The sequence below is a fragment of the Bifidobacterium porcinum genome, assembly GCF_055378475.1.
In genome coordinates this window covers 928,405-955,214 of sequence record NZ_AP029603.1, presented here as the reverse complement: position 1 = coordinate 955,214, position 26,810 = coordinate 928,405, and the positions used below count along the sequence as shown (strand labels likewise).

Annotated in this window: 21 protein-coding genes; 11 read left to right on the top strand and 10 right to left on the bottom strand. The window is 60.1% G+C overall.

The genetic code is table 11. The features are described from left to right. Nucleotides 1–41 precede the first annotated feature (41 nt). The gene (locus ACZ41G_RS03705) at nt 42–644 is read right to left on the bottom strand and encodes a CarD family transcriptional regulator (protein WP_015450396.1); all 603 of its coding nucleotides are present in this window, start codon (nt 642–644) and stop codon (nt 42–44) included. Between the two features lie 231 nt (nt 645–875). Here ACZ41G_RS03705 and glgB point away from each other — a divergent pair, with 231 nt between their 5' ends. The 5 genes from glgB to ACZ41G_RS03680 all read left to right on the top strand — a co-directional run bounded on the left by glgB (nt 876) and on the right by ACZ41G_RS03680 (nt 7,140). Continuing rightward, entirely contained in the window at nt 876–3,104 is a 2,229-nt protein-coding gene (glgB, locus tag ACZ41G_RS03700) for a 1,4-alpha-glucan branching protein GlgB (RefSeq protein WP_044098461.1), read from the top strand. A gap of 13 nt (nt 3,105–3,117) precedes the next feature. Further along, nucleotides 3,118–3,873, top strand: a complete 756-nt coding sequence (locus ACZ41G_RS03695) for a response regulator transcription factor (protein ID WP_033505423.1) — start codon at nt 3,118–3,120, stop codon at nt 3,871–3,873. After that, nucleotides 3,873–5,003 carry a sensor histidine kinase gene (locus ACZ41G_RS03690; RefSeq protein ID WP_441482365.1) on the top strand — a complete coding sequence of 377 codons (1,131 nt, stop codon included), beginning with the start codon at nt 3,873–3,875 and terminating at the stop codon, nt 5,001–5,003. The genes ACZ41G_RS03695 and ACZ41G_RS03690 overlap by 1 nt, the downstream gene beginning before the upstream one ends. A gap of 183 nt (nt 5,004–5,186) precedes the next feature. Continuing rightward, on the top strand, nt 5,187–5,816 hold the full coding sequence (locus tag ACZ41G_RS03685; protein ID WP_081966480.1) for a translesion error-prone DNA polymerase V autoproteolytic subunit: 630 nt from the start codon (nt 5,187–5,189) through the stop codon (nt 5,814–5,816). A 7-nt stretch (nt 5,817–5,823) separates the two neighbouring features. Then, the gene (locus ACZ41G_RS03680) at nt 5,824–7,140 is read left to right on the top strand and encodes a Y-family DNA polymerase (protein ID WP_464146055.1); all 1,317 of its coding nucleotides are present in this window, start codon (nt 5,824–5,826) and stop codon (nt 7,138–7,140) included. 285 nt (nt 7,141–7,425) lie between these two features. On the opposite strand, the gene ACZ41G_RS03675 is transcribed toward ACZ41G_RS03680, so the two are convergent. Beyond that, complete coding sequence (locus ACZ41G_RS03675; RefSeq protein WP_441482368.1) at nt 7,426–7,794, bottom strand: ComF family protein; 369 nt, start codon at nt 7,792–7,794, stop codon at nt 7,426–7,428. 676 nt (nt 7,795–8,470) lie between these two features. Further along, nucleotides 8,471–9,283, bottom strand: a complete 813-nt coding sequence (locus ACZ41G_RS03670; protein WP_464146053.1) for an HAD-IIB family hydrolase — start codon at nt 9,281–9,283, stop codon at nt 8,471–8,473. A 68-nt stretch (nt 9,284–9,351) separates the two neighbouring features. On the opposite strand from ACZ41G_RS03670, the gene ACZ41G_RS03665 reads away from it, so the two are divergent. Next, nucleotides 9,352–9,783: a metallopeptidase family protein gene (locus tag ACZ41G_RS03665; RefSeq protein WP_033493203.1), complete on the top strand. Its 432-nt coding sequence runs from the start codon at nt 9,352–9,354 to the stop codon at nt 9,781–9,783. A gap of 7 nt (nt 9,784–9,790) precedes the next feature. Here the strand turns inward: ACZ41G_RS03665 and ACZ41G_RS03660 are convergent, their stop codons facing one another. The 3 genes from ACZ41G_RS03660 to ACZ41G_RS03650 are packed head-to-tail and all read right to left on the bottom strand — an operon-like array spanning nt 9,791 to nt 14,835. Next, the gene (locus ACZ41G_RS03660) at nt 9,791–11,347 is read right to left on the bottom strand and encodes a DUF5719 family protein (RefSeq protein WP_464146051.1); all 1,557 of its coding nucleotides are present in this window, start codon (nt 11,345–11,347) and stop codon (nt 9,791–9,793) included. After that, entirely contained in the window at nt 11,344–14,490 is a 3,147-nt protein-coding gene (locus ACZ41G_RS03655; RefSeq protein WP_464146049.1) for a glycosyltransferase family 2 protein, read from the bottom strand. The genes ACZ41G_RS03660 and ACZ41G_RS03655 overlap by 4 nt, the downstream gene beginning before the upstream one ends. A gap of 30 nt (nt 14,491–14,520) precedes the next feature. After that, the gene (locus ACZ41G_RS03650; RefSeq protein WP_015450384.1) at nt 14,521–14,835 is read right to left on the bottom strand and encodes a WhiB family transcriptional regulator; all 315 of its coding nucleotides are present in this window, start codon (nt 14,833–14,835) and stop codon (nt 14,521–14,523) included. Between the two features lie 301 nt (nt 14,836–15,136). On the opposite strand from ACZ41G_RS03650, the gene ACZ41G_RS03645 reads away from it, so the two are divergent. From ACZ41G_RS03645 to ACZ41G_RS03630, 4 genes are all read left to right on the top strand, one after another. Then, nucleotides 15,137–16,537 carry an LCP family protein gene (locus tag ACZ41G_RS03645; RefSeq protein WP_464146047.1) on the top strand — a complete coding sequence of 467 codons (1,401 nt, stop codon included), beginning with the start codon at nt 15,137–15,139 and terminating at the stop codon, nt 16,535–16,537. Nucleotides 16,538–16,601: 64 nt separating this feature from the next. Beyond that, nucleotides 16,602–17,903, top strand: coding sequence for an LCP family protein (locus ACZ41G_RS03640; protein ID WP_464146045.1), 1,302 nt, complete (start codon nt 16,602–16,604; stop codon nt 17,901–17,903). 458 nt (nt 17,904–18,361) lie between these two features. Next, nucleotides 18,362–20,239: an FtsK/SpoIIIE domain-containing protein gene (locus ACZ41G_RS03635; RefSeq protein ID WP_464146043.1), complete on the top strand. Its 1,878-nt coding sequence runs from the start codon at nt 18,362–18,364 to the stop codon at nt 20,237–20,239. Nucleotides 20,240–20,305: 66 nt separating this feature from the next. Beyond that, a complete protein-coding gene (locus ACZ41G_RS03630; protein WP_015450379.1) occupies nt 20,306–20,584 on the top strand; it encodes a WhiB family transcriptional regulator in 279 nt (92 codons plus the stop codon). 825 nt (nt 20,585–21,409) lie between these two features. On the opposite strand, the gene ACZ41G_RS03625 is transcribed toward ACZ41G_RS03630, so the two are convergent. Continuing rightward, the gene (locus tag ACZ41G_RS03625; protein ID WP_464146041.1) at nt 21,410–22,903 is read right to left on the bottom strand and encodes a sensor histidine kinase; all 1,494 of its coding nucleotides are present in this window, start codon (nt 22,901–22,903) and stop codon (nt 21,410–21,412) included. Between the two features lie 103 nt (nt 22,904–23,006). On the opposite strand from ACZ41G_RS03625, the gene trhA reads away from it, so the two are divergent. Continuing rightward, nucleotides 23,007–23,903 (top strand): PAQR family membrane homeostasis protein TrhA, encoded by an 897-nt coding sequence (gene trhA, locus ACZ41G_RS03620; RefSeq protein WP_321046096.1) that lies wholly within the window; start codon nt 23,007–23,009, stop codon nt 23,901–23,903. Between the two features lie 242 nt (nt 23,904–24,145). On the opposite strand, the gene ACZ41G_RS03615 is transcribed toward trhA, so the two are convergent. From ACZ41G_RS03615 to ACZ41G_RS03605, 3 genes are all read right to left on the bottom strand, one after another. Then, nucleotides 24,146–24,631, bottom strand: coding sequence for a GreA/GreB family elongation factor (locus ACZ41G_RS03615; RefSeq protein ID WP_029576346.1), 486 nt, complete (start codon nt 24,629–24,631; stop codon nt 24,146–24,148). Nucleotides 24,632–24,738: 107 nt separating this feature from the next. Further along, nucleotides 24,739–25,146 (bottom strand): FKBP-type peptidyl-prolyl cis-trans isomerase, encoded by a 408-nt coding sequence (locus ACZ41G_RS03610; RefSeq protein WP_015450374.1) that lies wholly within the window; start codon nt 25,144–25,146, stop codon nt 24,739–24,741. Between the two features lie 145 nt (nt 25,147–25,291). Then, nucleotides 25,292–26,752 carry an L-serine ammonia-lyase gene (locus tag ACZ41G_RS03605; protein ID WP_033505771.1) on the bottom strand — a complete coding sequence of 487 codons (1,461 nt, stop codon included), beginning with the start codon at nt 26,750–26,752 and terminating at the stop codon, nt 25,292–25,294. Nucleotides 26,753–26,810 lie beyond the last annotated feature (58 nt).

Sequence of the window (26,810 nt, the reverse complement as noted above, 5' to 3'; positions counted from 1 at the left end):
AATCGGCACGGATGAATCCCCGTACGGCACCGAAGCCAAGGTCACTTCTTCTTGCTCTTGGACTTCTTCTTTTCCGCTTCAAGACGGGCAAGCGTCTGCGATGCCGGCTCCTCGGGAGCCTCGGTGTGATGCTTGTCATCGCCCGGCAGCGGGTCGGCGTAGCCGAGGTTGACATCAAGCAACCGCTGCGCTTCCTCTTCGGAAATGTCTTCGGACAGCGAAATTTCGGACGTGAGGATGCTCCGCGCGCGTGTCAGCATGCGCTTTTCGCCGGCGGACAAGCCGTGCTCATCGACATTGCGCTGGGACAGGTCGCGCACGACCTCGGCGATTTGGTTCACGTCGCCTGTCGAAATCTTCTCGACATTGAGTTTGTAACGGCGGGACCAGTTCATTTCCTTCTCGACGATCGGCGTGCGTAGGATGCCGAACACCTTCGACACGGCATCGGCGTCGACGATATCGCGAACCCCGACCTTCTCCGCGTTTTCCACGGGGACATTGATGACCAGACCGTCGGAGGACAGGACAGACAGCTGCAGGTACTGCCGTGTAACGCCTTTCACCGTGCGCTCGGTAATCGCATCGACCCGTGCCGCACCATGACGCGGATACACGACCATATCGCCGACTTTGTAACCCATGAACCCTCCGTGAACGACGTAGTCAAAGACCGTAACCTTACATATTATGCCAAGGGGCCGAGACTTAGATAATTATGGAATCACGACACCTCCTCGAGCACGACCCCGTATTCCATCGACAGCGAAAAAATGTGAGAAGAAACACACGACACAGCGGGACTTTTGCGCAAATAGCGAGTAGTCTCATAGTATGACCACTACGAACACGAGAGAATCAATGGAGATGTCATCATGTTTACTGTAGATCAAGGAACACTGGACGCCGTCAGCAACGCAAGCTATTACAACCCCCATGAGGTGCTTGGCGGGCATTTCGCACAGGATGACGAGCGCACCGTGACCGTGCGGGTCCTGCGTCCGCTGGCATCCAGCGTCGACATCATCACCGAGGAGGGCGGCAAGCGGGTCCGTCATGCCGCCGAGCATGAGCACAACGGCATCTTCCGTGCGACCGTCCCCGCAATCGAAACGCGTGACGGCTGGGGTGTGCCGGACTACCGTGTGGCCACCACCTATGAGAACGGCGAGACCCTCGTTGAGGACGACCCGTACCGGTATCTGCCGACTGTGGGCGACCTTGACATGTACCTGTTCGGCGAAGGAAGGCATGAGCGGCTCTGGGAGGCGCTCGGCGCGCGCGTCATGCGTTATGACGACCCGATGGGTTCCAATGACGGCACCAATGGCGAACAGCTGGTCGGCACCGCGTTCAGCGTGTGGGCACCGAACGCCCACGCCGTGCGCGTCGTCGGCAACTTCAACGGCTGGGACGGTCGCAAGCACGCCATGCGCGAACTGGGTTCCTCCGGCATCTGGGAACTGTTCATCCCGGGTGTGCAAGCCGGTGAAGTCTATAAGTATCAAATCCTCAACGCGAACAACGAGTGGGTTATGAAGGCTGACCCAATGGAGCGTTCCCATGAGGTTCCACCGGCCACGGGCTCCATCGTGGTCGATTCGCAGTTCGAGTGGGACGACAAGACGTGGATGGACCACCGCAAACGCACCAACCCGCATGACGGCCCAGTCAGCATCTACGAAGTTCACGCCGGCAGCTGGAAGAAAGGCATCAAGAACTACCGCGAACTCGCCGACCAGCTCGTCGACTATGTCGCCAAGGAAGGCTTCACTCACGTTGAGTTCATGCCGCTTGCCGAGCACCCGTTCGCCGGCTCGTGGGGCTATCAGGTGACCGGATACTACGCCATCGATTCCCGTCTCGGCGGGCCGGACGATTTCAAGTATCTGGTCGAGAAATTCCATGAGGCCGGCATCGGCGTCATCATGGATTGGGTTCCGGCGCACTTCCCCAAGGATGCCTTCGCTCTCGGTCGCTTCGATGGCACACCGCTGTATGAGGATCCAGATCCCACCCGCGGCGAACACCCGGACTGGGGCACGTACATCTTCAACTTCGGCCGCAACGAGGTGCGCAACTTCCTCGTCGCCAACGCCTGCTTCTGGCTGGATGAATACCATATCGACGCGCTACGTGTCGACGCGGTCTCCTCGATGCTCTACCTCGACTACAGCCGCAAGCCCGGCCAGTGGCATCCCAATATCTACGGCGGGCGCGAGAACCTCGAAGCCATCGACTTCCTCAAGGAAGCCAATGCCACGGCGTACAAGAACAACCCTGGCATCATGATGATCGCCGAGGAGTCCACCGCGTATCCGGGCATCACCGCCCCGACGGACCAAGGCGGCATCGGATTCGGCCTCAAGTGGAATATGGGCTGGATGCACGACACGCTGCAATATCTGCACGAGCAGCCCATCAACCGCAAGTGGCATCACAACGAGATCACGTTCTCAATGGTCTACGCCTATTCGGAGCATTATGTCCTGCCGATCAGCCATGACGAGGTCGTGTACGGCAAGGGGTCGCTGTTCGGCAAGATGCCGGGCGACGACTGGCAGCGATACGCCGGCGTGCGGGCACTGTTCGCCTATCAGTGGGCCCACCCGGGCAAGAAACTGTCGTTCATGGGCAACGAAATCGCCCAATACGGCGAATGGGACCACAACGGATCGGTTGACTGGGATGCGCTCAACTGGAAGGAACATCGCCAAATCCAGCATCTGGTCGCCGATTTGAACGCCATGTACAAGGCGCATCCGGCGCTATGGAGCCAGGACTTCGATCCCGCCGGCTTCCAGTGGCTGACCAGCGATGACGCCGATCACAACACGCTGAGCTTCGTGAGGATCGGTGCCAAGGGCGAACAGCTCGTCGTTGTTGTCAACTTCTCTGGCGAAGCGTGGGAGGACTACCAGGTGCCACTGACGAGCGGCGGTCGCTGGCGCGAAATCCTGACCACCGATGACGAGCAGTACGGCGGTTCCGGCATCCACAACGGCGAATTCGAGGCCGACGCAGGAGCCTATCATTCCCGCGATTGGTCGGCGAAACTCACTATTCCGGCGTTGGGAGCGGTATTCTTGGAACCAGAGAACTGAAAGGCGGTCCCATATGCTCAACACTTCCGCACGCCAGAACCCCAAGAAATCACGCACGATTCTGGTCGTCGAGGATGAACCCGATCTCGCCACTGCCATAGCGCAGCGCATCACCGCGAACGGATGGACGGCACGCGTCGCAGGAGACGGCGCGTCCGCCGTCCGTGCGGCAAAGCAGCTCAAGCCTGATCTAGTCATCATGGACATCATGCTGCCCGTTATGGATGGCATCGAAGCGACGAAACGCATCGTCGCCGAACGTCCTGTCCCGGTGTTGATGCTTACCGCCCGCGATGCCGAATCGGATAAGGTCATGGGACTTGGCGCGGGCGCCGACGATTACATGACCAAGCCGTTCTCGCCGCGCGAACTCATCGCTCGCTGCGAGGCTCTGTTGCGCCGCGTGGAGCGCGCCACCATCATCGCCAAGAACCTGGAGAACGAGAAGATCCTCGACTTCGGGTCGCTGGTCATCGACCCGCGGCAGCGCATCGTCACGCTCAACGGCGAACAGGTGCACCTGACGCCCACAGAATTCGATCTGCTTGCAACCCTCGCACGCAAGCCGAAAACCGTGTTCAAGCGCGAGAAACTGCTTGAAGAAGTCTGGGATTGGCCGGATGCTTCAGGCACCCGTACCGTGGATTCCCACGTCAAGGCCCTGCGCCATAAGCTCGGCTCGGAAATGATCCGCACAGCGCACGGTGTCGGGTACGCCTTCGAACCGCCGGAGCCCAATGAGAACGATACCGAAAGCGAGACCCGCTGATGACTCACCAGTCAGATTCGCCCCAGCCCAGTCAATCTTCGAAAAAACGGCCGCGGGCGAACCGGCTGTTGGATAGTGGACGGCCTATCGGCTTCTTCTCATCGCTAAAGTTCGAATTGTCCGTCCTGATTGTCATTTCCACCGCCATCGCATTCGTGATGGCATGGTTCCTGCTTAAAGTCGGCCTGACCGGATGGGTGGCCATGCCGATTACGCTCGCCGTGGCCTTGGGCATCACCTATTTCTTCTCACGCGGGCTGACAACGCCTCTGCGGCAGATGCGCGACGCCGCGGAAGCCATGGCGGAAGGCGACTACACCGTGCGTGTGCAGACCGGTACGGACAGCAACGATGAGATCGGCATGCTGGCCAGATCATTCAACGAAATGGCCGAGGAGCTTCAACACGCCGACCAGATGCGCAATGATTTGATTGCGAACGTCAGCCATGAGCTGCGCACACCGGTTTCGGCACTGCAGGCGATGCTTGAGAATCTCGCCGACGGCGTGGTCGAACCGACCCCGGCGAATATGGAGAGCATTCTCAACCAAACGCATCGATTGAGCGATCTGATCGCATTCCTGCTCGATCTGTCCCGTATGGAGGCAGGCGCGGCGAGCCTGCAAATCGAGCGGTTCAATTTCGCAGATTTCATTGACGAGACCATCGAGCCTTTGGAAATCGCGGATTCCGGTCATGCCCACACCATCGACATGCATGTGCCTGACGATCTGACGATGGAAGGCGACCAGGACCGGCTGCGTCAACTGTTCACGAATGTCATCGGCAACGCGCTCAAGCACTCCCCCGACGACACGGCGGTGTTGATTGAAACGCACGAAAACAAAACCAACGACACCATTGTGACCAATGTGGTCAATTTCGGTTCGCAGATTCCGGTTGAGGCCAGAAGCGATATCTTCCGGCGTTTCGTCAAAGGCAAAACCGGCCCCGGCACAGAATCGGGCGGCACTGGGCTCGGACTGTCCATCGCGCGGTGGGCCGCCCAGCTGCACGGCGGCACGGTGCGTGTCGTGGACGACCCGCGCGGTGCGGATTTCGAAATCACGCTGCCCAAGCATCATATCCAGGCGGATGTTGCCAAGTCTGCGCGTAGTGGGGACGCATAAGGGCGCTAGCATTGGCCGACGCGGTGCATTCGGCGCATTCGGCGCCTCCGATGCATTCGGCATATTCGGTCAACGCATTCACGTATTCGGCGGGTGTCGCGGTTGGTTCCGCGGCACCCGCCGCTGTTTGTCGTGGCTATCCGACATACTGAATTCGAACATATGTTCGAATGGAGGTATGTGATGGTCGTCAGCATCAGAACACGCCAGCCGGGCATCACCGGCGTTGACACCGGTATGGCCCGGCTGTCAGATGTCATTTCCTCGATTCACCCGGCATCGGAATCCCCCGTACCGGTGCCACAGGCACTTGAGGCGGTACACGCCGGCTTTCCCTCGGTCGCGCAGGATTATTTCGATGGCGACTTCAGTCTTGACGAACATATCATCATGCACCCGGACACCACGTTCATCGTGACCGTGGCAGGCGATTCCATGCAAAACGCGGGTATCTGGGACGGCGACTTGCTGGTGGTTGACCGTGCGCTCGATCCGCAGGACGGCGATGTGGTCGTTGCCGTCCTCGATGATGAGCTGACCGTAAAGCGACTGGTCATGCACGGGCATACCCCGGTGTTGCACCCGGAAAATCCCGCGTATCCGGATTTCATCCCCTCACCTGACCAAGACCTGCTGATTTGGGGTGTGGTGACCGGGAACTACCATTGGCAGCGTAAAACAGCGCAATGCCACGCGAAACAACCGGTCCCGTCGGTCACCTATCCGGGAGCGAAATCCAGCGGCGGCGCAATCGTCACTCCCAAGCATCCGGGTGCCTACCGGCACGGAGGGTGGGGATCGCGCCATGCCTGACCCCCGTGTGCAAGAGCATCCAATTGTGCTTGCCGACGCCAATAACTTCTACGCATCCTGCGAAGCCGTATTCCACCCGGAGGTAGCCGGGAAGCCTCTTGTGGTCCTGTCGAACAACGACGGATGCGTGGTCTCCCGGTCGTACGAAGCCAAAGCGCTTGGCATCGCCAACGGCACGCCATGGTTCACCATCCGCCAGGAGGCGGCATACGACCAGGTCATCGCCCGGAGCTCCAATTACGAGCTGTATGGCAGCCTGTCAAGGCGCATGATGTCTATCATGTCGGGATTCCTGCCCGGACAGGAGGTGTACTCCATCGACGAATGTTTCATGCATTCGCCGTGGGACAGCGAGCGGACACGCCGAATCGCCGCCGTTATGCGGCGAGCCGTATTGCAGGGAGTAGGCATACCGGTGAGCATCGGCATCGCCCCTACCAAAACTCTGGCGAAAATCACGAACCATTGGGCCAAACGGCATCCATCGTCCCACGGGATTACCACATGGGGCAATTTGTCGCGCGACGACCAAGGAACAGCCGTGCTTTCGTCCATCGAAATCGACGATGTCTGGGGCATCGGCAGAAGACTGGCTAAACGTCTGCGCGGCTTGGGCATACGGCAGGCCGCGCAACTGCGCGATCAGGATCCGGTCAATATGCGCAGGCGCTTTTCGGTGCAACTTGAACGGACGGTTCTGGAGCTGCGGGGCATACCGTGCATCGCGGATGACAACGACGCAACCGGAGGCAAGCGCGACTGCCAGATATTATGCTCCCGTATGTTCGGCACCCCGATTCTTGGCGAGGAAGGCCTCAGACAAGCGGCGTCCGTATATGCCCAATACGCCTGCAGGAGGCTCCAACGGCAGCACAGCCTGTGCACGCGGGTTTCAGTGTTCTGTGCCAGCAGTCCTTTCAGCAAGCATGATCAGTACTCATCAGTCTGCGGCAGTATCCTCCTGCAAGACCCGAGTGACGACCCGGTCATCATATCCTCGGCCGCCAGGCAGGCGCTCCACGGCAGAATCACCCCTTCGGTGCGTTATGTGCGGGTTGGTGTCATGCTCACCGGATTAGTCGATGCCGCGTCCTATAGCACTCTGCCTGCCCTGGGTGCGCAGACAGATTCTGGTCTGAGTGAGGCGTTCGAACAGGTCGCCAGAAGATTCGGTCCGGCCCACGTAGGCATCGGTTTCGCAGGCATCCGGGGAGACGGCAGAAACAACGGCGATACCGGAGCCGCATGGGCCATGCGGCGCGAGATGCTGTCATCGCGTTGTACCACGCGTTGGGACGAGATGCCGGTCGTGCGTGCCGACTGACAGACGGACTGCCGACTGGCAGACAGACTGCTGCCGTAACACACCGCACTCCACAAACCGTCTACGCAAACAGCACCCTCAGCGTCACTGGTTTGTGAAGCAATACAAACCGGTGACGGAAACAACGGGCTCAGCGTAGACAGAGTTTGTAAGGACACACAAACTAGCGACGCGTAGACACTGCTCAACGTAGATAGATTGTGAGGGAGCGCACTGTGGTAAGGTGCGCTGTGATGAAGTATGGGCTGGTGCGACTGAGGGATGATTCTTGGTGCGAGTCAGCAATCAGCTAACACGCGACGAACCACCTCGAGGCGGCGTATCCGCCAAGGCGATTGCGGCAGAGACATGGATTCCAGCGGCAGCAAGCACATCGGCGCATCCACGCAATGTAGATCCGGTTGTGATGATGTCATCCAGCAGAATCACCGTCCCGACATCCGCATCGCGGCAACCCATATCATGTAGACAACCATCATGCAACCGACCGCGCACACGGAACCGATCGCCCATGCGGTCATGACGCTGCTGCGCGCTGGACAGGCTGACCGACCGTCCCCCGTGGCGCGCGACTATCAGCACATCGGCGACCACGGCATCGTACCCGTATTCCCCACATAGCAGACGACACACCGCATGCGACAACACAGTCATATGTGGTCTGCCGCGGGCCCGAACGGACCGTCCGGATGAAGGTACTGGGACAAGCATCACCCGATGACCACTGCCGACGCTCGAGACACCCGAGGCACCCGAGTCGGCACCAATCCTGCCCAGCATCATATCGACGGCAAACGCAAGATACCGGGCGAACACAGTATCGCATTCCCGATCATCATGGTCCTTCCATGCAAGCACCGCCGACCTTGCCCGACCCGAATACCGCGCACATGCGAGCGTACCGCCGGGAAGGCCCGGAAACTGCCGGGACGGCCACACAGTAAACAACGCCCGGCAATCGGCGCACAACACCGAATCGGGTTCGCCGCACCCCGCACATCCGCGCGGCAGCACAACCATCGCGAACGGGGATGACAACAGGCGGGAAGCCAAATCACGCAATCGCATGCATCCGACTGTATGCGAACGCCACGCGGCGATGCCAGCCCGTACGACGCATGTGGTCAGAAGTTACGACTGCGCCGCTCCAAAGCATCACATCACACAATGCCGCACGATGCACACAATACGCAGCTCAACATCACTGCATCAGACCATCATGATGCCCGCGCCGCATCACAGCTCGGTAAGACACGCCGCACGACACAACTAGGCTCATGCTCCAATGGCACAAGTACCTACCGGCATCCGGCAAAAGTCCACCGGTGATTCACGCCACCACAGGCAGACGGCGAATAAGCTCACCGCACACCTCAAGGGTCTCCTCCGGCCCCGTGACACGAATGGCAATCGTTCCGGCGTTGACGGCAGGGTAATCATTGCCGTCCGGATCCATACGGTCGCCGAGATAAATCATCTGCGACACGTCGATATGCAGCGCGGTCGCCAACTGCCGGACTGCATACGCCTTATCCACACCGCGCAGCGAGATATCAACGCTTGTGGACCCGCCGGATCGGACCGCCAAATCAGGCACATCGGCGCTGACAGCCTCGGCAAGCCGGTTCTTCTTCTCATTGGTCGGATCCCAGGATTCCTTCGCTGCAATCGGCGCGAGCTGCCCCAAGGCAGAGAAGGTAATCTGGCTGCCGCGGTCTTCGATGCGATCGCCCCACACGTGGTCTTCCCAAATGCCTTGTTCCTTAGCGTGTCGTTCCAGCGAACTGATGGCGGCCTGCCGCTCGGCGACGCTGAGATTATGCTCGTACACGCACTCCCACTGCGTGCCGTCCCAGCGGTAGTAGCGGGTTCCGCTGGTCGGCATCAAATGCATGTTGGCTTTGCAAGCGCGATCGTCCAACATATCGAGAATCTGGCTGTGCACCAGGGCGAACCTGCCGCCGGTGACAATCGCCACCGGCAGACGGTGGGTCAGCGCGGTCAGGCAATCCGCGATTTGCGGGGAAATCGGTTTCTTCGATCTGGCGAGCGTACCGTCAAGGTCGAAGGCAATCGCTTTCGCTTCGGACGCCACTGCGTCGAGATCAAGCTGCTGCCATGCATGGATCGCTGTGGCGTTCATTGTTCCTCCTTGCCGAAATGCACCCTGCTATCCTAGCTCAATCCTTGCCTCGACATACAGTTGACGACATGCTGCGAGCACCTTGGCAATTACACGTATACCGCAACAGGCACGGCCGCGGAAGCCGTACCCCGATGTTCGGGGTAAGAATGCCCCGGTACCGGACGAAAAGCGGCATGTTCGACGATATGGTCGCATCCCAGTTGCGCCGGCTGCACGGAGCATGGCCTCAATTGGTGCAACCCGTGCAGTTTGCCGTCGAGGACGTTCCACCGTCCGATCCGGCACCATGGCAGGCGGACCCGGATTTATGCTCCCAATGCTTCCCCGCCGGGCGCGGCACGCCAGCACGCATCGTCCTGTACCGCATGCCAATTCAGATGCATGCGCGCACCCGTATGGACCTGCAGTTCGCGATCCGCGACGAGCTGGTCAGCCGTCTCGCTGAGCTGTATGGCCGCAGACCTGAGGAAATCGACCCCGATTGGGGGCTTGATTAGCGAACGGTCAGTGCACGATGCGCTGGTCGTTCGCCGTCAGCACTTCACGGCTCTGTGGCTCCAACGATGATGCCGGCAGATATGCTGCCTGTGCCACCTTGCCTGAAGACAGCGCAATCTGCGACAGTCTCGCGCCCCACACCATGCTCTTGCCTGCACGGCATGTGAGCATCTGGGTACCGGCGCCGATATCTTCGGGATCGACCGACACGCCGGTCGTGGCATCCACCTGAATCTTCTTGCTTCCCGTCGCCTTACCGGACGCATCGAAGCCACGCACCGTGACAGTCTGGTCATTGTCGGACAGATTGACCAGTTGCAGGTTCGCTGATGTTGATGATGGAATGACCAAGCCTGAGGCCTGCTGTCCCGACTCTCCGGGGACGAACGCGAAATCCGCCTGTCCGGAACCACTCTGGCTGACTGTCGCCTGTATGTTGATTTCGGATGTGGCGTCGGCGAATAAGCCCAGCGTACCGTCTGGGGCGTTGCCGAGATCGACCGTGGTGACCCTGTTGCCGGGTACGGTAACCGTTTTCGCCTCCACGCGGCCTTCGTCGGTTACCCACGACAACGTCACCGTGGTACTGCGCTGTGCGAAGACGAGGGCAGTCACAGCATCGCCTTTAACCACTCCGGGCATGGCCTGGGTGAGCGCCGCGGCCTGAAGCGGGAGAACGACATCCGATCCCTGCGGCTTCAACCCCTGCATGCGAATCACTTTCACGACGGACGAAATCGGTGTCTCCTTGCTGGACACGGTGACGTACACGCCCTGCTGTCCGGGCGCGGCAGCGGCGATATCAAGGATCGCCTGACCGCCTGCGGCGACCGTCAACGTGCTGGACGTGGACAATGACAGCTTCCCCGCATGTTTCGTGCCGTATACGGTCACATCAAGTGACGTAGACTTCTGCGAAGGATTGGACACCACGAGCTGCTCGGTGACACCAGTCTGCGTCGCAGGCAGCAGGAATGTGTCACTCAGGGCGGTCGGCACGCATGAAGCGGCCGACATACCCTTCAAATCCCCCGATGTTGCCCACGACGCCATCGAGCCGATCACACCGGTTCCTGATTTCGCCTCAAGCAGTTTCGCATCAATGTATTGCGCGCTCTTCGTGACGTCGCCGGCGAGCGTCTTCACGTTCGCGGAATCCAGCAAATCGCTGTCGGACAGCTCGCCGGGCCGTGCATCGTCAGCAACCGGATAATCGTAGACATCGGCACCATACACGGAACCGAAGGCCGCATACAAGGCGGAAGACGCGATGTTGCCCGCGGTCGCCTGGTATTCGCTGTCCCCGAAATTCTCGTCATCAGCAAGCGTCATCTGCTGCGGACACAACAGACCGTATTGCGTCTGGCTGACATGTTGCACGGTCCTCCCTGACGTAACCGAAGGCGAATCGACCAACCACCCTGCGGGCTTGAGCACAATCAATGCGGCAAACGCCGCAAGGATGACCAGCATAGTCAGCAGAGCCACAAGGACGCGACGGACCTTCGACGCGGTGTGACGGCCCGACCCGCCACGCTTACGATTGGATAGCTCCTGACTCATGCTTCATCCTCCTCGTCATCGCTCATCACCTTGGCGCCCGGACGAGGCAGGGCGACCAGACAGTATGCGGCGATGAGAATACCCATGCTCCACAGCCATACGTAACGCCATCCGCGCGCCTGCAATCTGCGCTGCGCCGAGGTGCTGACGTGCTGAGTCGCGGTTTCGGTTGCGCCGGCGACACGGTAGTAGGTGCCGCTATCCGCGCTGACGACGGTCTGCACGCCGTCGCACGCGGTGATATTGGCGATCAACTCCCCTGTCGCAGTCCGTGCAGCGCGGTTCGAGGTGTTGGGAACCACGTAAATGCCGCCGAAGCCCAGCTGGCTGATCGCCGCGATGGCATCGTCATCAGAACCTGATAACAACGCCGCGCTCGCCTGGGCGAGGGTCTGGTATGCGGCATCACGCTCCCCCGACACAAACTGGGCCCGCAACGCAGGCGAAGCGTCAATCAGGTCGCCTTTGTCGGTGCGCAATATCGAATAATTGACTGAATTGTCGGTCTGGGCCTGCAAGGCGAGCACGCGGTAATCGCTGTTCTTCGCCAGATAATCTGTGGCAACCATCGGCAATCCGCTCGTGCTGCCGCCGATATGCTGGCTGGGAGACACCAATGCTGCGAAACCGCACCATGTGGCGGCAAACGCCAGCATCACAATGACCAGCAGGGCACGTGCGGCACGAGTCATGGCCGTCGTGCGACGGGATTGTTCAGGACTTGCATGAACAGCGCCTTCTTCGGCACCAAGAGACGTCTTCAACGGGCGGAAACGCTGTACAGCCCCTCCCGCGACCAAGCACAGGCAGGACAGAAACGCCACCATGACCAAGGCCATGCCCGGAAGCACGGAACCGGCCACCTGGCCGTCGGCGTCAACCGCGATGGCCACGCGGGACGATGCCAGACACAACACCGCTCCGCACACCGCGACCACCCACATCATGCGCGACACTCTGAGCGCAAACGGCAGGAACAACGAGACGACAGCCAAGGCGGCCACGACGGCAAGCACCACAACCGAAGCGACATGCAACGCGGTCTGCGGATCAAGCGAGCTTAAGTTGCCACTCCCGCTGATGCCGAAAGTCCTGCGGACCACATCGACCAGACTCAACGCCGTCGGCGAACCATTCACACTGCGCACAGGTATCGCAATATCGCCGAACAGCTGCCGCCACATGCCCTGCGTGCCGTTATGGATGGCATTGAGCAGGGTCGGAGCAACGGCGAATCCCGCGGGGAACGGGATGAGCAGCAGCATGGCACGATGCTTCGGCACCATCATGAGGAACACGATGAACGCGACGACCAAGGCAAGCAGCGTCTGCGGCTCTGACAGTACAACGACGACAAAGCACAAGGCCGCGCACGCCGCAGCCTGAATCGACGCCTTCGGCTTGATCGGGTCCTCGGTGTGGTACATACCCACGGCGCGGAACACGAAGGCGAATGCAGCGGGCAGGAAGACCATCATGGTCAGCATCGCGAGGTTCCCGGATTGGTACAGCCCCATCGCTGCGGCGAAGGAGACCCACATCAGCCCGCCGGCGATACGTACCGAGTCGGAACGGGTGAACACTCCCGCCAGCGCCCAGAACGACAATGCCGCGAGCGGCGCAGACGCGCAGTACATGATGCTGACCGCCGTGGCGACATGCCCCAACGTGAACACTGAAGCGACCATGAGCACCAACAGCCACGGCGTCGGTGGTGCTGCGCGACCGACACCGCCGCCAAACACCCATTGTGTTGTTGCGGAATCAACAAGTTGGCGCCAATTTGCGCCGGTGGCCAACCATTGGTCCGAATACAGCGTGCCACCGGAGGCAAGGGAACGCACCAGCGACCATTGCGAGCCGATGAGCAGGCACAGCACCACTACGGCCATGAGTATCGCCCCGGTCCACCGTCGGATCAGACGGGTGCGCAGATGCGACTTGGCCAACGGGCTGAGCAAAATCACATGGCGTTGGCTGTCCAAGGCGTGTCGGCGGTCACGCCAGCGCGCAATCTGCTGTCGGTCAGCAACCAGTTGCTCCAGACGGGATTGGGATACTTTGCTCTGCCGGGCGACCAGACGACGAGCCTTGAGAGCACGAGGGAAGGACACGAGCGCGGACCACGGCATCACGAGCTCGCACAGTGCATCATACGGTTTTTTCGCGAACAGTTTCACCACGGCACGCCCAATCGCGGCGGGCAGGCTGCACAGCCACCAGACCAGCCACCACAGCATGCGGACATCCGTATACGCGTAGCGTTGTTCGGCGCGCATCCGCGCCATCGACGCATGCTGAGGTTCATCCTCATCAATGGGCATACCCGAATGGGTACGGATACCTTCGAATCTTGCGCGCCGATGGGCGATGCGCGCACGGGGCACGACGACGACACGCCCACCGCTGAGACACACGCGACGGCAGAAATCCGCGGATTGCGCGAAGGTACCGAACCACGATGAGATGCCGTGGAGCATGCGCAACGTATCGACGGGAACCAACGCACCGGCGAGTGACACGGCGAAGACATCCTGTCTGCCGTCGTACTGCTCTTGGTCGGGCTCGCCATCCACGACCAGCGAATACAGGCGGTGGTGGCCGGCGTACTTGCCGACATCATGAAGGTTCTGTCCCAGCCAATCGAGCTGTTTGGCCCCCAGAATTGAAGCGGTCGGTGCGTTGCGCCATGTCTCAATCAGCGATTCAAGGCAGATATTGTCAGCCGGGCGGGAATCATCATGCAACATCCACAGGCCGCGGATTCCTGCATCGAGCCGTGCCGCCTCGACAGCCTCCGAAACGGCTTGTGCAAAGGATTTTGCAGCCGTAACCGGAACGATGCGCACGGACACCTGCTTGGTCTGCGGCAACCGCATCGCAGGTCCGGCAGGCATGGGAATCACATCGAATGAGGTCTGGAGAGGCCGTGACAGCGTTCCCGTGCAATCAGCGATGACCACGACCCCCGGCAGCACGCTCTGTGCCAGCACGGCGGACAGGGTGGACGGGAAAAACCTCCTGTCTTCCTCGACGGTGATCACCGCCGCCACGGAGTCGTCAACGTCCTGGCTGTGCGTGTATGTGCGCGACGCCAGGACATCTCCCACCAACTGTTCGATGCCGCTGCCTGTCAAATCCATAGTTCCAGTGTACGCAAGGGGGTGAGAGCGTCACGCCCGACGACGTTCCTTCTTGTAGCGGCGACGCTCCCGCTCGCTCATTCCTCCCCAGATGCCGAATCGTTCATCATGGTCGACAGCCCAGTCGAGACACTGTTCACGTACTTCGCACAATTCGCATACCTGTTTAGCGTCGCGTGTCGAACCGCCTTTTTCAGGAAAGAACACCTCGGGGTCGGTTTGCGAGCATAAAGCCCTGTTGCGCCACGACAGCCCGTCGTCTTCGTCAAAAATCCCCCAGGTCCCATGCAGCGAGCGTGAACCGGCGGCACCATTACCGTCGTGATCCCGTGACTCACCCCACATATCTCCTCCTTGGTATATCGCGTATCACTGCCTTCCAGCATATACACAGAACCGCCGATGCTTCAAGCTTTTATGCACCCTTGCTGCCATTTCGTGGGCATGGCGAGGGCATTCCGCGTCGTCTAGACGGGGCCCGCAACCCGGCGTCACGGCTGATCGAAGAGCCGTTCGGGGTGCAATGTCGGGGGAATAGTGTGAATATGAAACGTTTCATCACCCTGATGGTCTACAATGACTTGGTCTAGAAGAACAAATCATCCAAGTTCGGCCAAGGCTGACGGCTCATAGGAAGGTTCCAAGCGTGACATCCCATCGCAGCAACCCCAAGCTTCCCAATCTCAATGGTTGGAATCAGCCCAAGCCCCGCCACAGCCTCGGGTACCGCACCCGGCACCAGGCTCGTTCCGTGGTCGTCAGCGTCGTCGCGGCGGCCTTGGTATTCGTCGGCAGCGCCGCCGCAATGACGTGGTACGACATCAACCATGTCATTGACGACAACACCATCAGCATCATCCCGCAGAAGTCAGGGTCCACGCAGAATACCGTCGTCGATCCCAACGCCGGCCAGACCATCAATATCCTGCTGCTCGGGCAGGATACGCGCAGCGGCGAAGAAAACAAGGCGTTGGGCGGTCCGGGCGAGGCGGAGAACCATCAGTCGGACACCGCAATGGTGTTGCAGATCAGCGCCGACCGCTCATACATCAACCTGGTGTCTATCCCGCGCGATTCCATCGTAAACGCCCCCAGCTGCCAGACCAGCAAGGGCACGATTGCGGCTCGCTATGACGTGATGTTCAACTCGATTTTCGCCAACGCGTATGCGAAAGGCGGCGACTTGGCCTCCGCCGGCAGCTGCACCATGGCCGCGGTCAATTCGCTGACCGGACTGGACATTAAAAACTTCGTGGTCGTGGACTTCGCCGGCATGCGGGACATGGTCGATGCGCTCGGCGGCGTCGACCTATGCATCCCCGTCGCCACGAAAGATGCGACCACCGGTATCAATCTTCAGCCCGGTATGCAGCATCTCGATGGCGCGACGGCGACCGAATACGCCCGCATGCGCCATGGGACCGGCACCGACGGCTCGGATATCATGCGTACGACACGCCAGCAGTACCTGGTCAAGGAAATCATCAAGGAAGCACTTTCCAAGAACCTGTTCACGCAGAGTTCGCAGCTGTATCAACTGGCCAAAACCGCGCTCAAGTCGCTCAATATCAGTTCCGGTCTTGCCCATGCGTCCACGTTGGTGGGCTTGGCGATGAGCCTGAAGAATCTCGAGCCGACCCATCTGTATATGCAGACGATTCCGGTGACCTCGTGGTCCAAGGACATTAACCGCGTCGCCTGGGCTTCGAACGCTGACGACGTGTGGGAGAAGCTGCGCAAGGAGGTGCCGCTGACTCAAGCCGACGACACCACGTCCAAGACTTCTTCCGATTCATCCCCCTCCCCCAGCAGCTCGGACACCCCAAGCTCCTCCGACTCTGCATCCGCATCCGCAACGCCGACTGAGACCGTCGACCCGAAGACCGGCCTGATCACCCGCGCCGACGGCACACTGATCGACCCGAACACCGGCGGCATCGTCAACAAGAAGAACGGCACCATCACCGATCCTACGACAGGACAGTATCTAGGCATCGCCGACCGGTACCTCAATGCGACAGTATGTGCGGTTAATGCGCAGGAATGACGGAAATCCGTGATAATACGTCCGCGCTGAGTAAAAGTAACACCGTATTCGCACAGGAGGTCGTATGTCACAAGGATCATCGCAGTGGGAGGCTGGCGGCAGCCAACCGCCGAGCTTCTTGCCTGCGGGGACCCCGAAACACCGAGTCCGCACCCCGTCCGCCCCGGCGCAGCCGGCTACAGGACAGGTCGTACCTCCAAGTTTCTCTCCGGCACAAGGACGTACCTCTGGTTCGCGTGCGGCATCTTCCGCACCACGAGCAGGCACCGCACAGTCCGTTCGACAATCCGCACGCGTATCCGGCGGATCGTCCCGCAACGCCACGAACAACGAGCATGTGATGGAACCCAGCGCCAACGATATCCGGCGTCCTTCCAGTTCACGAGGCTCTTCCGGCCCGACACGACCCCGTCGTCACATCAGTGCAGGCCGTGTGTTCTCCAGGTTCATTGTCGTGCTGTTGGTCGCAGTCATCGTCGCAGGAATCGCGGCCTATAACTGGGTCAACAGCAATCTCAGCAAATCCGCATGGCTGAGTGATATGTCCAGTGGACAGGCGACGTCGTGGCTTATTCTCGGCTCCGACGAGCGCGACGGCTCAATCAACGAATCCTCTGGAGATGTCCCCGGAACCCGCACCGATACGATTCTCGTACTGACCAAACCGAAAAGCGGGCCGAGCTCGCTGATCTCCATCCCCCGCGATTCGCTCGTGAAGGTCGATGACAAGTCCATGAAAATCAACGCCGTATACGAGCTATACGGCAAGAAGAGTCTGGTTGGCGCAGTCGAAAACATCACCGGACAGAAAATCGACCATGTCGCCATGGTGAAATTCGGTGGCGTGCAGGACGTGGTCAATGCCTTGGATGGTGTGGAACTGTGCTATGACAGCACAGTCAACGACGCGAATTCCGGGCTCGTATGGCAAGCAGGATGCCATGTCGCAGACGGTGGGACCGCGCTGGCGTTCTCACGTATGCGCTACTCCGATCCCCAGGGCGATTTCGGCCGTGCCGCACGGCAGCGCCAAGTCATCGCCGCGATTATGAAAAAAGCAACATCACGAAGCACGCTGACCAGTTTCTCGACCACGTCGAAGGTTGCGAAAACAGCCTTGGCTTCGGTAAGCGTGGATGACAAGACGACGCCGACTACCCTGCTGGCCATGGTGATGGCGTTCCGTAGCGCCACGAGTTCCAAGGGCATATCAGGCAGTGTCTACTGGACCGATCAGGGATATTATGTGGCCGGCGTCGGATCGTGCGTGCTGCTTGACGATGACAAGAATCTGCAACTGTTCAGCGAACTAGCGGCCGGAACTCACGCTTCGGGCAGTGTCGGGACGCTCGCCGAGGCCTCCTGACGGGGGTTCGTGCCGCGTATCGTCGGCGTTCTCTGTGACGCATAAGGCATCGCACAGGAACGTGTGAAGTCCTCTCCCCTTGCTGGGCCACTCGCGCACTCGGGCACACACGCGAACTCGAGCATTCGGGCAACTCGCGCACCATCGAGTACTATCGTCCAATTGAAGAGCGCCGGTGAACAGCGTTATCGCATTGGCTCGTGTCCGCGTCATCTTTCATCCACATTTCTCCGGGCGTCTAGACGACACGCCGATTGCACCTTCATACTATCGATATGACTTTAGGTTCTCGATCATCAACGCATGTTCCGCAACAATCAGCTCGGCCGCGTCAGCGACACCGACTTGCGCTACGGGGCAATCGGCGACGGCAGGCTCACCGTCGTGCATCTGTGCAGCACCATCGCCGGATCCTCATCGCATGCAGCGCCCTGGCGCCGGCCGCCACGCAATGCACGATGGCGATCATCATGGGGCTGGAAGGACGCTGGATGTTCATTCCTATGGCGATCCCGGGGTTGATAGGTTGTCTTGCCTCCGCCATATTGGCGATTGCCGGACGCGATGCGGACGAACACGGCGATATCGACACGCAGGCGCATGCCTCCGACGATGCTTGCGTGACTGCCCGGTCTTCGCCCGAATTCCCGACAGGAAACGGCGCTCCCCCGCCCTCCGAACTTGATACGCCCGAACCGTTGGAAACGCTGCTGGGGCTCGGCCATGACCCGATGTTGTGGCGTACCATCGTGCGCACATGGGCGCAAGGGTTGGATTCATCCAGTCCCGGGTCACGCGGCCGACAATCGCATGGCCCGGCCGCCCAAAATCATGCCCAACACAGGCGTGATTCACCGCATCTCGACGTGCCAATCGGCACATGCGGAACCGGAGTCTTCACACTTGACATCGCCAGACAGGGTCCGCATGCGCTAGTCGCCGGCACCACCGGTTCCGGCAAATCCGTGGCCTTGCTGGTCTGGTGTCTCGCGCTTGCAGCGAGGAATCCGCCCAGCCGAGTGAACTTCGTGTTCATGGATTTCAAAGGCGGTGCCACATTCCAAGGGCTTGCCGACCTACCGCATTGTGTGGGCAATGTCTGCGACCTCGATCTGGCTCACGCGGCCAGGGCGTTGCTCGCGTTGGAGCGTGAGCTATGGCGGCGCGAACAGCTTGTCGCCTCACAGGGTTGTTCCAGCCTCGCCGAGCTCGACGATCCACCACCCGCACTGGTCATTGTCATCGACGAGTTCCACGCGATACGTTCGTTGCTGCCCGATTATCTGGAACGGCTGACCCGTGTGACCTCACTGGGCAGGTCGCTGGGTATGCATCTGATCGCCTGCACGCAAAACCCGCTCGGCCAGGTCAGCGCCGAAATGAAAGCCAATATGCGGCTGCATCTGTGTCTGCGCGTCAACGACGCCATGCAATCGCGCGAGCTGCTCGATTCCCCGGTCGCACAGGCCATCAGCCCGTCGTGCCCGGGAGGGGCCTATCTGTACGATGGCGAAGCGTTGCAATCATTGAGGTGCACAACCCCTGTAGATTCCCGACGTCTGATTCGTCATATCGCAGCCGCAGGACTGTTTCTGTCGCCGACGCCCACGCCCATGCTGTTCACGCCTCCGCTGCCGGAACACCTTGACCGCATGCCGGACAATCTGACGGTTGCCGACCATGGCAACGGAAGTATGCGAACCGAGCGCCCCGACCGGGTGATCATCGGTATCAAGGACGACGGGGTCGTCTGGCACCCGGCATCCATTGACGTGTCGTTGGGCAATATCGCGATTATCGGCAGGCCTCGGAGTGGGAAGAGCAGTCTGCTCGATGTGCTGTGCGAGCAGTCGCGGATGATTGGCATCCACGTCATCTGGTGGGCGGTCGGCGCCGACGGTGCGCGGCGTGAACAGCGATTCGCCGCGTTGAAGCCGTCTCGGGGGCCGGCACGCGAACTCATCGTTGTCGACGACGCCGACGAACTCGCCGACCCGCTGTCCACCGACCCATATGCCGACCGATTCCGACGGGCGCTGCAATCACCCGATGTCACCGTCGCCTTCGCCGCGGGGTCCCTGCGCCATATCAGGGTTCCGCAGGATGCGCCGACACGCGTGGTCTTCCCTACCGGCGATCGCGTGCATGATCTCGGGCTGGGCATTCCTGCCCCCGTGCTCGCCTGCATGCAGCAGCGTGATTTCACCAGCGCCGGTCGCGCGGTGGTACTTGACGGGCCGAGTGCGAGACCTGTACAATGCTTGCGCTATCAAGTAGAATGTTTGCGTTATCAATCTCCACACGACGATGACATTTCTCTGGGCCAAACCTCTTGAAAAGTCCTCGATTTCGTGATTATCTGGTAGTGGACTTGATTAAGACATGAAGGAAGGCAACAAGCAATGAGCAGTGCTTATGATTGGCGGGCAAAGGCCGCATGCCGCGACAAGGATCCGGAACTGTTCTTCCCCGTCGGCAACACCGGTGCGGCCTATCAGCAGATTGAGGAGGCGAAAGCCGTCTGCCGTACCTGCAAGGTAATCGACGCGTGCCTCAAATGCGCGCTTGACACCAACCAGGATTACGGTGTGTGGGGCGGTTTGAGCGAGGATGAGCGTCGCGCGTTGAAGCGCCGCGCAATGCGCGCACGTCGTTCGCAAAACATGCAGATGCAGATCTGATTGCCGCGGGCAGCCCGTCTTATTCGTAGTGGGGCCGGTCATCGATTCGGATGGCCGGCCCCACTACGATTCTGCGGTATGGTATCGGCAAAATCTGCAATATCTGCGGTATCTGTAGTATCTCGTGGAGCCTATCTCACCTATGTGTGTGCGCTGACTCCTGATACACGCAGCAGCGTCGTTGACATGCTGCGGATCGTACTTGCGATATCGAGTATCACCGCACACACATAGAGCAGATATGGCCCGCGAGGTACTACAGTCAGGCGAGATGCACGATTGTCGGCATCGCGGATCGGCACCTTATCGGTGTCGACTCCCGCATGGGCCACGGGCAGCCAAACGGCCGAGGCTGGATTCGATCCGCGGTGGTCTCGCACTGGCGCAGTCCCAGAGACGACAGAACCCCACGCCGGCAGAATCCCGCACTCCACGGGAGATTACGGCGGAATCGGTCATCCGGAGATAATCTCCCAGGCCAATCCGGAAGTTCTTCAACGTGACGCATGTTCCGACATGATCTCCCGAACAGCAATGGCGAAATTCCGCGGTTCTGCGATTCAGCCTTAAAACCCAATCCGGGAGGTTACCGTCCGAAACCCTGGATTCGGCAAACTCCCGGCGAAACCGGCAGATTACACCGAAAGAACCAAGCGTCGAAAAAACTCCCACACATCCACGGGAATTGCCAATCCAGCTGGCTGTGCGGCAATCTCCCGGACTGGGCTTTGGTACCGCAATCCCGGCCTCAGAGCGTCAGAGTGCCAGCGTCTAAGGCCAAAACACCTGAACGTCAGGTAGCCGAAACACCAACACGGCACAAGACTAATTCTGCTCGGCTTGGGCCGCCCTGAGATTGATGCTCACAATGACCTTGGTGCCACCCTGCTCGCCCGGCTCCCAGTGGACGCTGCCGGCGAAGTCGTTGGTAACAAAGGTATTGATGATCTGCGTGCCGAGCCCGGACCCTGAGGATTTCGCCATCCCGTGTTCCTCCTCGGCTTCAATGCCAGAACCGTCATCTTCAACCGCGATATCAAGATGCGTGCCTGTTCGCTTCGCGCGAATCAGGATATGACCTTGCTGGCGGCCCTCGAACCCGTGCTCCACCGCGTTGGTGACCAGTTCGGTCAGCACCAGGGACAGCGGGGTCGCATCCTGCGCGGGCATAAGCCCGAACGAACCGTCGAAATCAATGTCGATACGTTGGTCGCTCATGGTGGCCAGATCGATGCTCATCTTCAACAGCTTCGAAATCACCTTATCGAAGTCGACCATCTCGTCCGCTGTCTGGCTGAGGCCTTCGTGGACCATGGCGATGGTCTGCACACGGCGCTGCGCCTCCGCAAGTTCCTTCTTGACCTCCTGCGATTGGGTCTTGCGCGCCTGCAACCTGAGCAACGCAGAGATGGATTGCAGATTGTTCTTCACCCTGTGATGGATTTCGGAGATCGTCGCGTCTTTGGTCTGCAGTTCAACGTCCCGACGGCGCAGCTCGGTGACATCACGGCACAGCACGATGGCGCCCGTCCGGCCGTTGGCGTCGTACAGCGGCAGCGACCGCATGGACACCGCGGAACGATTGGCTTCAAGCTCGGAATCGACCGCCGCCTTGCCGCTCAAAACCAACGGCAGGCTTTCAGGGAATGTGTCGTTCGTATGCAGCAGCTGTGTACCGACCTCGCTCAGATACTGGCCCTGCATGGTGGTCAGCGAGCCGAGACGACGGAAGCAGCTCACCGCGTTGGGCGAAGCGTATCGCACGATGCCGTCGACGGTAAGAATGATGAACCCGTCGGCGACACGAGCGTTGTGCCGCTGGTTCATCACCGGGTCATGATACGGGAACTGCCCGCGCGGAATCATCTCGTACAGCTGTTTGCCGGCGTTGATGCTTTCGGACTCATAACGGCCGTTGGATTCACGCGTCGCCATATTGGTCTCGCGCACAACCAGGCCCAAGGTCTTGCCCTCGTAGCGGACCGGAGCGTACACATTGCACACCGTCGATTTGCCGATGCTGCGCATCACGGTCGAGCGGAAAATCGACGTCGCGCGCATCGCGGCGTCCAGCTCGCCGTCAAGTTCACGGTCGACTTCCTTGCCGACAACATCCTCGCTGCGCAAGGTCATCACCGTGGATGGACGGCACTGGTCGGCGACGACATAGCGGCCGTCCGGCATCGGTAATATCAGCAGCAGGTCGGCGAAACTCAGGTCGGCGATAACCTGCCAATCAGTGACGAGCTGGTGAAGCCATTCGCGATCGGCGCCGGTGAAGTCCGGGCGCATCGCGAGGATTTGCGTGAATACTGCCATGCTCCCATAATACGCACCATGCGCATCCCGGCGGTGTCAGATTGACAAATACTTCGCTTACGGTAACGTAGGTTACGTTAGCGTAACCGAGGATATGAGGCAGATGACAACACCAGAGGAAGCCGCCATCGAAACGAATCAGTCGCAGCAGCGCGATACGGTCGCGCAAGCCAGACAACGCGAAATGCACGCGAAAGCAAAGGCGATCCGCGCCAAGGCGCAGGCGAAGGCGGACCGTATCCGCAGCAAAGCGGACGCAAAGGCCGAACACAAGCTCGCCAAGGCCGAGGCGAAGGCCGCCAAACTCGAAGGAGTCAGCGTTCCGCAAATCGCAAAGAAGGTGCGCCTGGACGTCCACGGCAGGCCGAAACCGCTGATGCGCGGCTGGCTGCACGCCTTCGCTTCCCCACTGTCCTTGGCCGCCGGGATCGTCCTGATCTGTCTGGCGCACGGCACCGGCCTGAAATGGGCGTGTGCCGTGTTCATGACCTGTTCCCTCGCGCTGTTCACGAATTCGGCGGTCTACCATCTGGGCGATTGGTCACCCAAAGTGACCAACGTGCTCAGACGCATCGACCACGTCAATATCTTCCTGCTCATCGCCGGCACCTACACCCCGGTGTCCTTCGCCTTACAACCACGTATGCGTGACCTCATCATCGTGAGCATGTGGGTGTGCACGGCGATTGTCATGATCATCCATGTCATCTGGATTAACGCGCCACGTTGGCTGTATGTGCTCGTATACATCATCTTCGGAGTCTCCGGGGTAGCTTACATGGGCTTGTTCTGGATTTCCCCGGCGGCGGGTCCTGCAGTCGTGGTACTGATTGCCTCCGGCGGGCTGTGCTACATTCTCGGCGCGATTGTGTACGCCCTGCGCAAACCCGACCCGTGGCCGAAAGTGTTCGGATTCCACGAGATCTTCCATCTCGGCACCATCGCAGGGTACGCCTGCCATATGGTGGCAATCTACATGGTGATCTGTAATCTGCGGTGACGCTGCCGGCCGGCGTATTTCACGCCGCTGTGTGAGCTTCCGACTTATCAGACGCGTGCCTGACATGCCTCACGGCACGTAGAATCGGACGATGGTCGCATCAACCGCATCAAGAAACGTCAAGATATGGTTGTGGCCCGACACGCGACTCACGTGCCGGGCCACAACCATATTCACTTCCATCCGCATTCAACGCAGCGGAACAAGGGGCGTGACACCTGCCGGGCGACACGCCCGAAATCTCAAGCCTTCAGCGGCTCCGCCTTCTTGATCGTCACGGAAATCTGACGTCCCGTCGGCGTCGCGTACGACACCGTGTCACCGGCTTTGGCGCCCATGATCGCGGCACCAATCGGCGATTCCGGGCTGATGACGTCGTAATCGGTAGCCACCGCGATATCACGGGAGCCGAGCACATACGTCATTTCCTTGCCTGCGAGCTCGAGCGTCACCACTGAGCCATTGCCGACCGTACCCGCCTTCGGGGCCTGAAGAATCTTCGCATTGCGCAGCTTGACGGTCAGCTCGTTGATGCGGCCCTCGTTCTTGCCCTGCTCCTCGCGAGCAGCCTGGTATCCGCCGTTTTCGGACAAATCGCCTTCCGCGCGCGCCGCGGCGATACGTTCGGTGATTTCGTCACGATACTGGCCCTCGCGGTACTCGAGTTCCTGCTTCATCTTGTCATATGCTTCCTGCGTGAGCAGGATCGTCTTCTCTTCCTCGGCCATTGTTACCTCCTGACCTTGATGGATCGCGCCGCCCGCGAACACGTGCGTGAGGCGGCCATGTCATGAAAAAAGCGCCGGCGACCACCGGCGCCTGAAAAGGATGCGTGTCAGCGCGTCGAGATGATGTCGATGACGAACACGAGGGTGTCCTCTCCCCCGATGCCCGCCTGCGGAACACCCTGCGAGCCATACCCGTAGGACGGCGGAATCGACACCACGAGACGGGAACCGACATTATGGCCGGGAACCGTCATATCCCATCCGCGAATCACCTGGCCGACGCCGATGCCGAAACTCGCCGGCTGATGGCGCTCAAAACTCGAGTCGAACGGGGTGTCCTTGCCCCAGACCACACCGTGATAATTGACCGTCACCGTGTCGCCACGGCGGACCATCGGGCCGTCGCCTTCCACGATTTCGATTGACTTGAGCCCGACCGGCGGTTTATCCGTCGGAAAAGCGATTGCCGGTGTGGCGCCGAACTCAGCGTTGACCTCGGGCATGTTGCTGACCATGCTTGCCTCCTTGATGACGTATCTGTGCATTCCGCCGCCCCGTTTGACACAGGTAGCCGGCGTAATGCCACTGAAACAATGTCACTTAGATTAGCACGCTTCGTGACGCTTCGCAGGGCATGACCGCCGGTACGAGGTTCACTGGTCAGCATTCGACGACATTCACCGCAAGCCCGCCTTTTGCAGTTTCCTTGTATTTGGCCATCATGTCCTCGCCGGTCTGCTTCATCGTGCGGATCGCCTGGTCAAGGGTAACGATATGCGAGCCATTGCCGAGCATGGCGATACGAACCGCGTTGATTGCCGTATTCGCTGCCACGGCGTTGCGCTCAATGCAGGGAATCTGTACCAATCCGCGAACCGGGTCGCAGGTCAGGCCGAGATTATGTTCAATGCCGATTTCCGCGGCGTTCTCTACCTGCTGGACGGTCCCGCCGATTACCTCGCATAATCCCGCGGCGGCCATCGAACACGCTGAGCCGACCTCACCTTGGCAGCCGACTTCGGCGCCCGAAATCGACGCGTTGCGTTTGAACAGATACCCAATCGCCCCTGCAGTGAGCAGGAAGCGGACGACGCCGTCCTCGTCGGCGCCATCGACGAAATGCCAGTAATACTCCAACACTGCGGGGATGATGCCTGCGGACCCGTTGGTCGGTGCGGTGACCACTCTGCCGCCGCCGGCGTTTTCTTCGCTGACAGCGAGCGCGAAGAGGTTCACCCATGCCGCATCCGAGGATTCCAAGACGACATCGATGCGATGGTGGCTGCGCCGCAGCACATCGCCTGTGGACATCAGCAGTCGGTACATGCCGGCTGCGCGACGGGGCACGTCAAGACCGCCGGGCAACACCGGCTCGTCACTGCTGCATCCGGCTTGCACACACTGCCCCATAGCTTCCCAGACGGCAAGCAGTCTGGCGCGCACATCGGCAGCCGGGCGTACGGCGGTTTCGTTCGCCCAGATAATGTCGGAAATCCGTTTATGCTCCCGCTGGCACAAAGTCACCAGCTCGGTGCAGGTGTCGAAATGGTATGGGGCCTTGTCCGGGAATCTGGTGGCCTCTTGTTCATCCGCATCGGCGAATGCCGTGTGTTCAGGCGGACGATCATGAATACCGATCAGCGTGTCTTCCGGGCTGCCTTGTGCGATGAATCCGCCGCCGATCGAATACCACACCTGTTCGTCCAGCAGATTGCCTTCCCCGTCGAATGCTTGGAATCGCATACCGTTGGGATGCGCGGCGAGACGCTGCCACTTTTCGAAGACGATGTCACTGTCTGGATCGAAAACGATGCGCCTGCCGCCGGGCAGGTCAAGACGCCGGCTGCGAGCGCATTCCTCACGGGCGTGGAGCAGATGCGCGGTGTCGACCGTATCGGGCATGCTGCCTTCAAGCCCGGCGATGATTGCGCGGTCAGTTCCGTGGCCGAGGCCGGTCAAGGACAGCGAACCGTACAGGACCGTCCTGACGCGGGCGACCTGGTGCAGGATTCCCGAACCACGCAGCGAACGGGCGAATCGGCATGCGGCCTTCATAGGGCCGACCGTGTGCGATGAACTTGGGCCCACTCCGATGGAGAACATGTCAAGCACGCTGAACAAGCCGTCACCTCCGAATTCGATATCGCAATGCGGGTAGGCATCCGCATCGGCGTCTTTG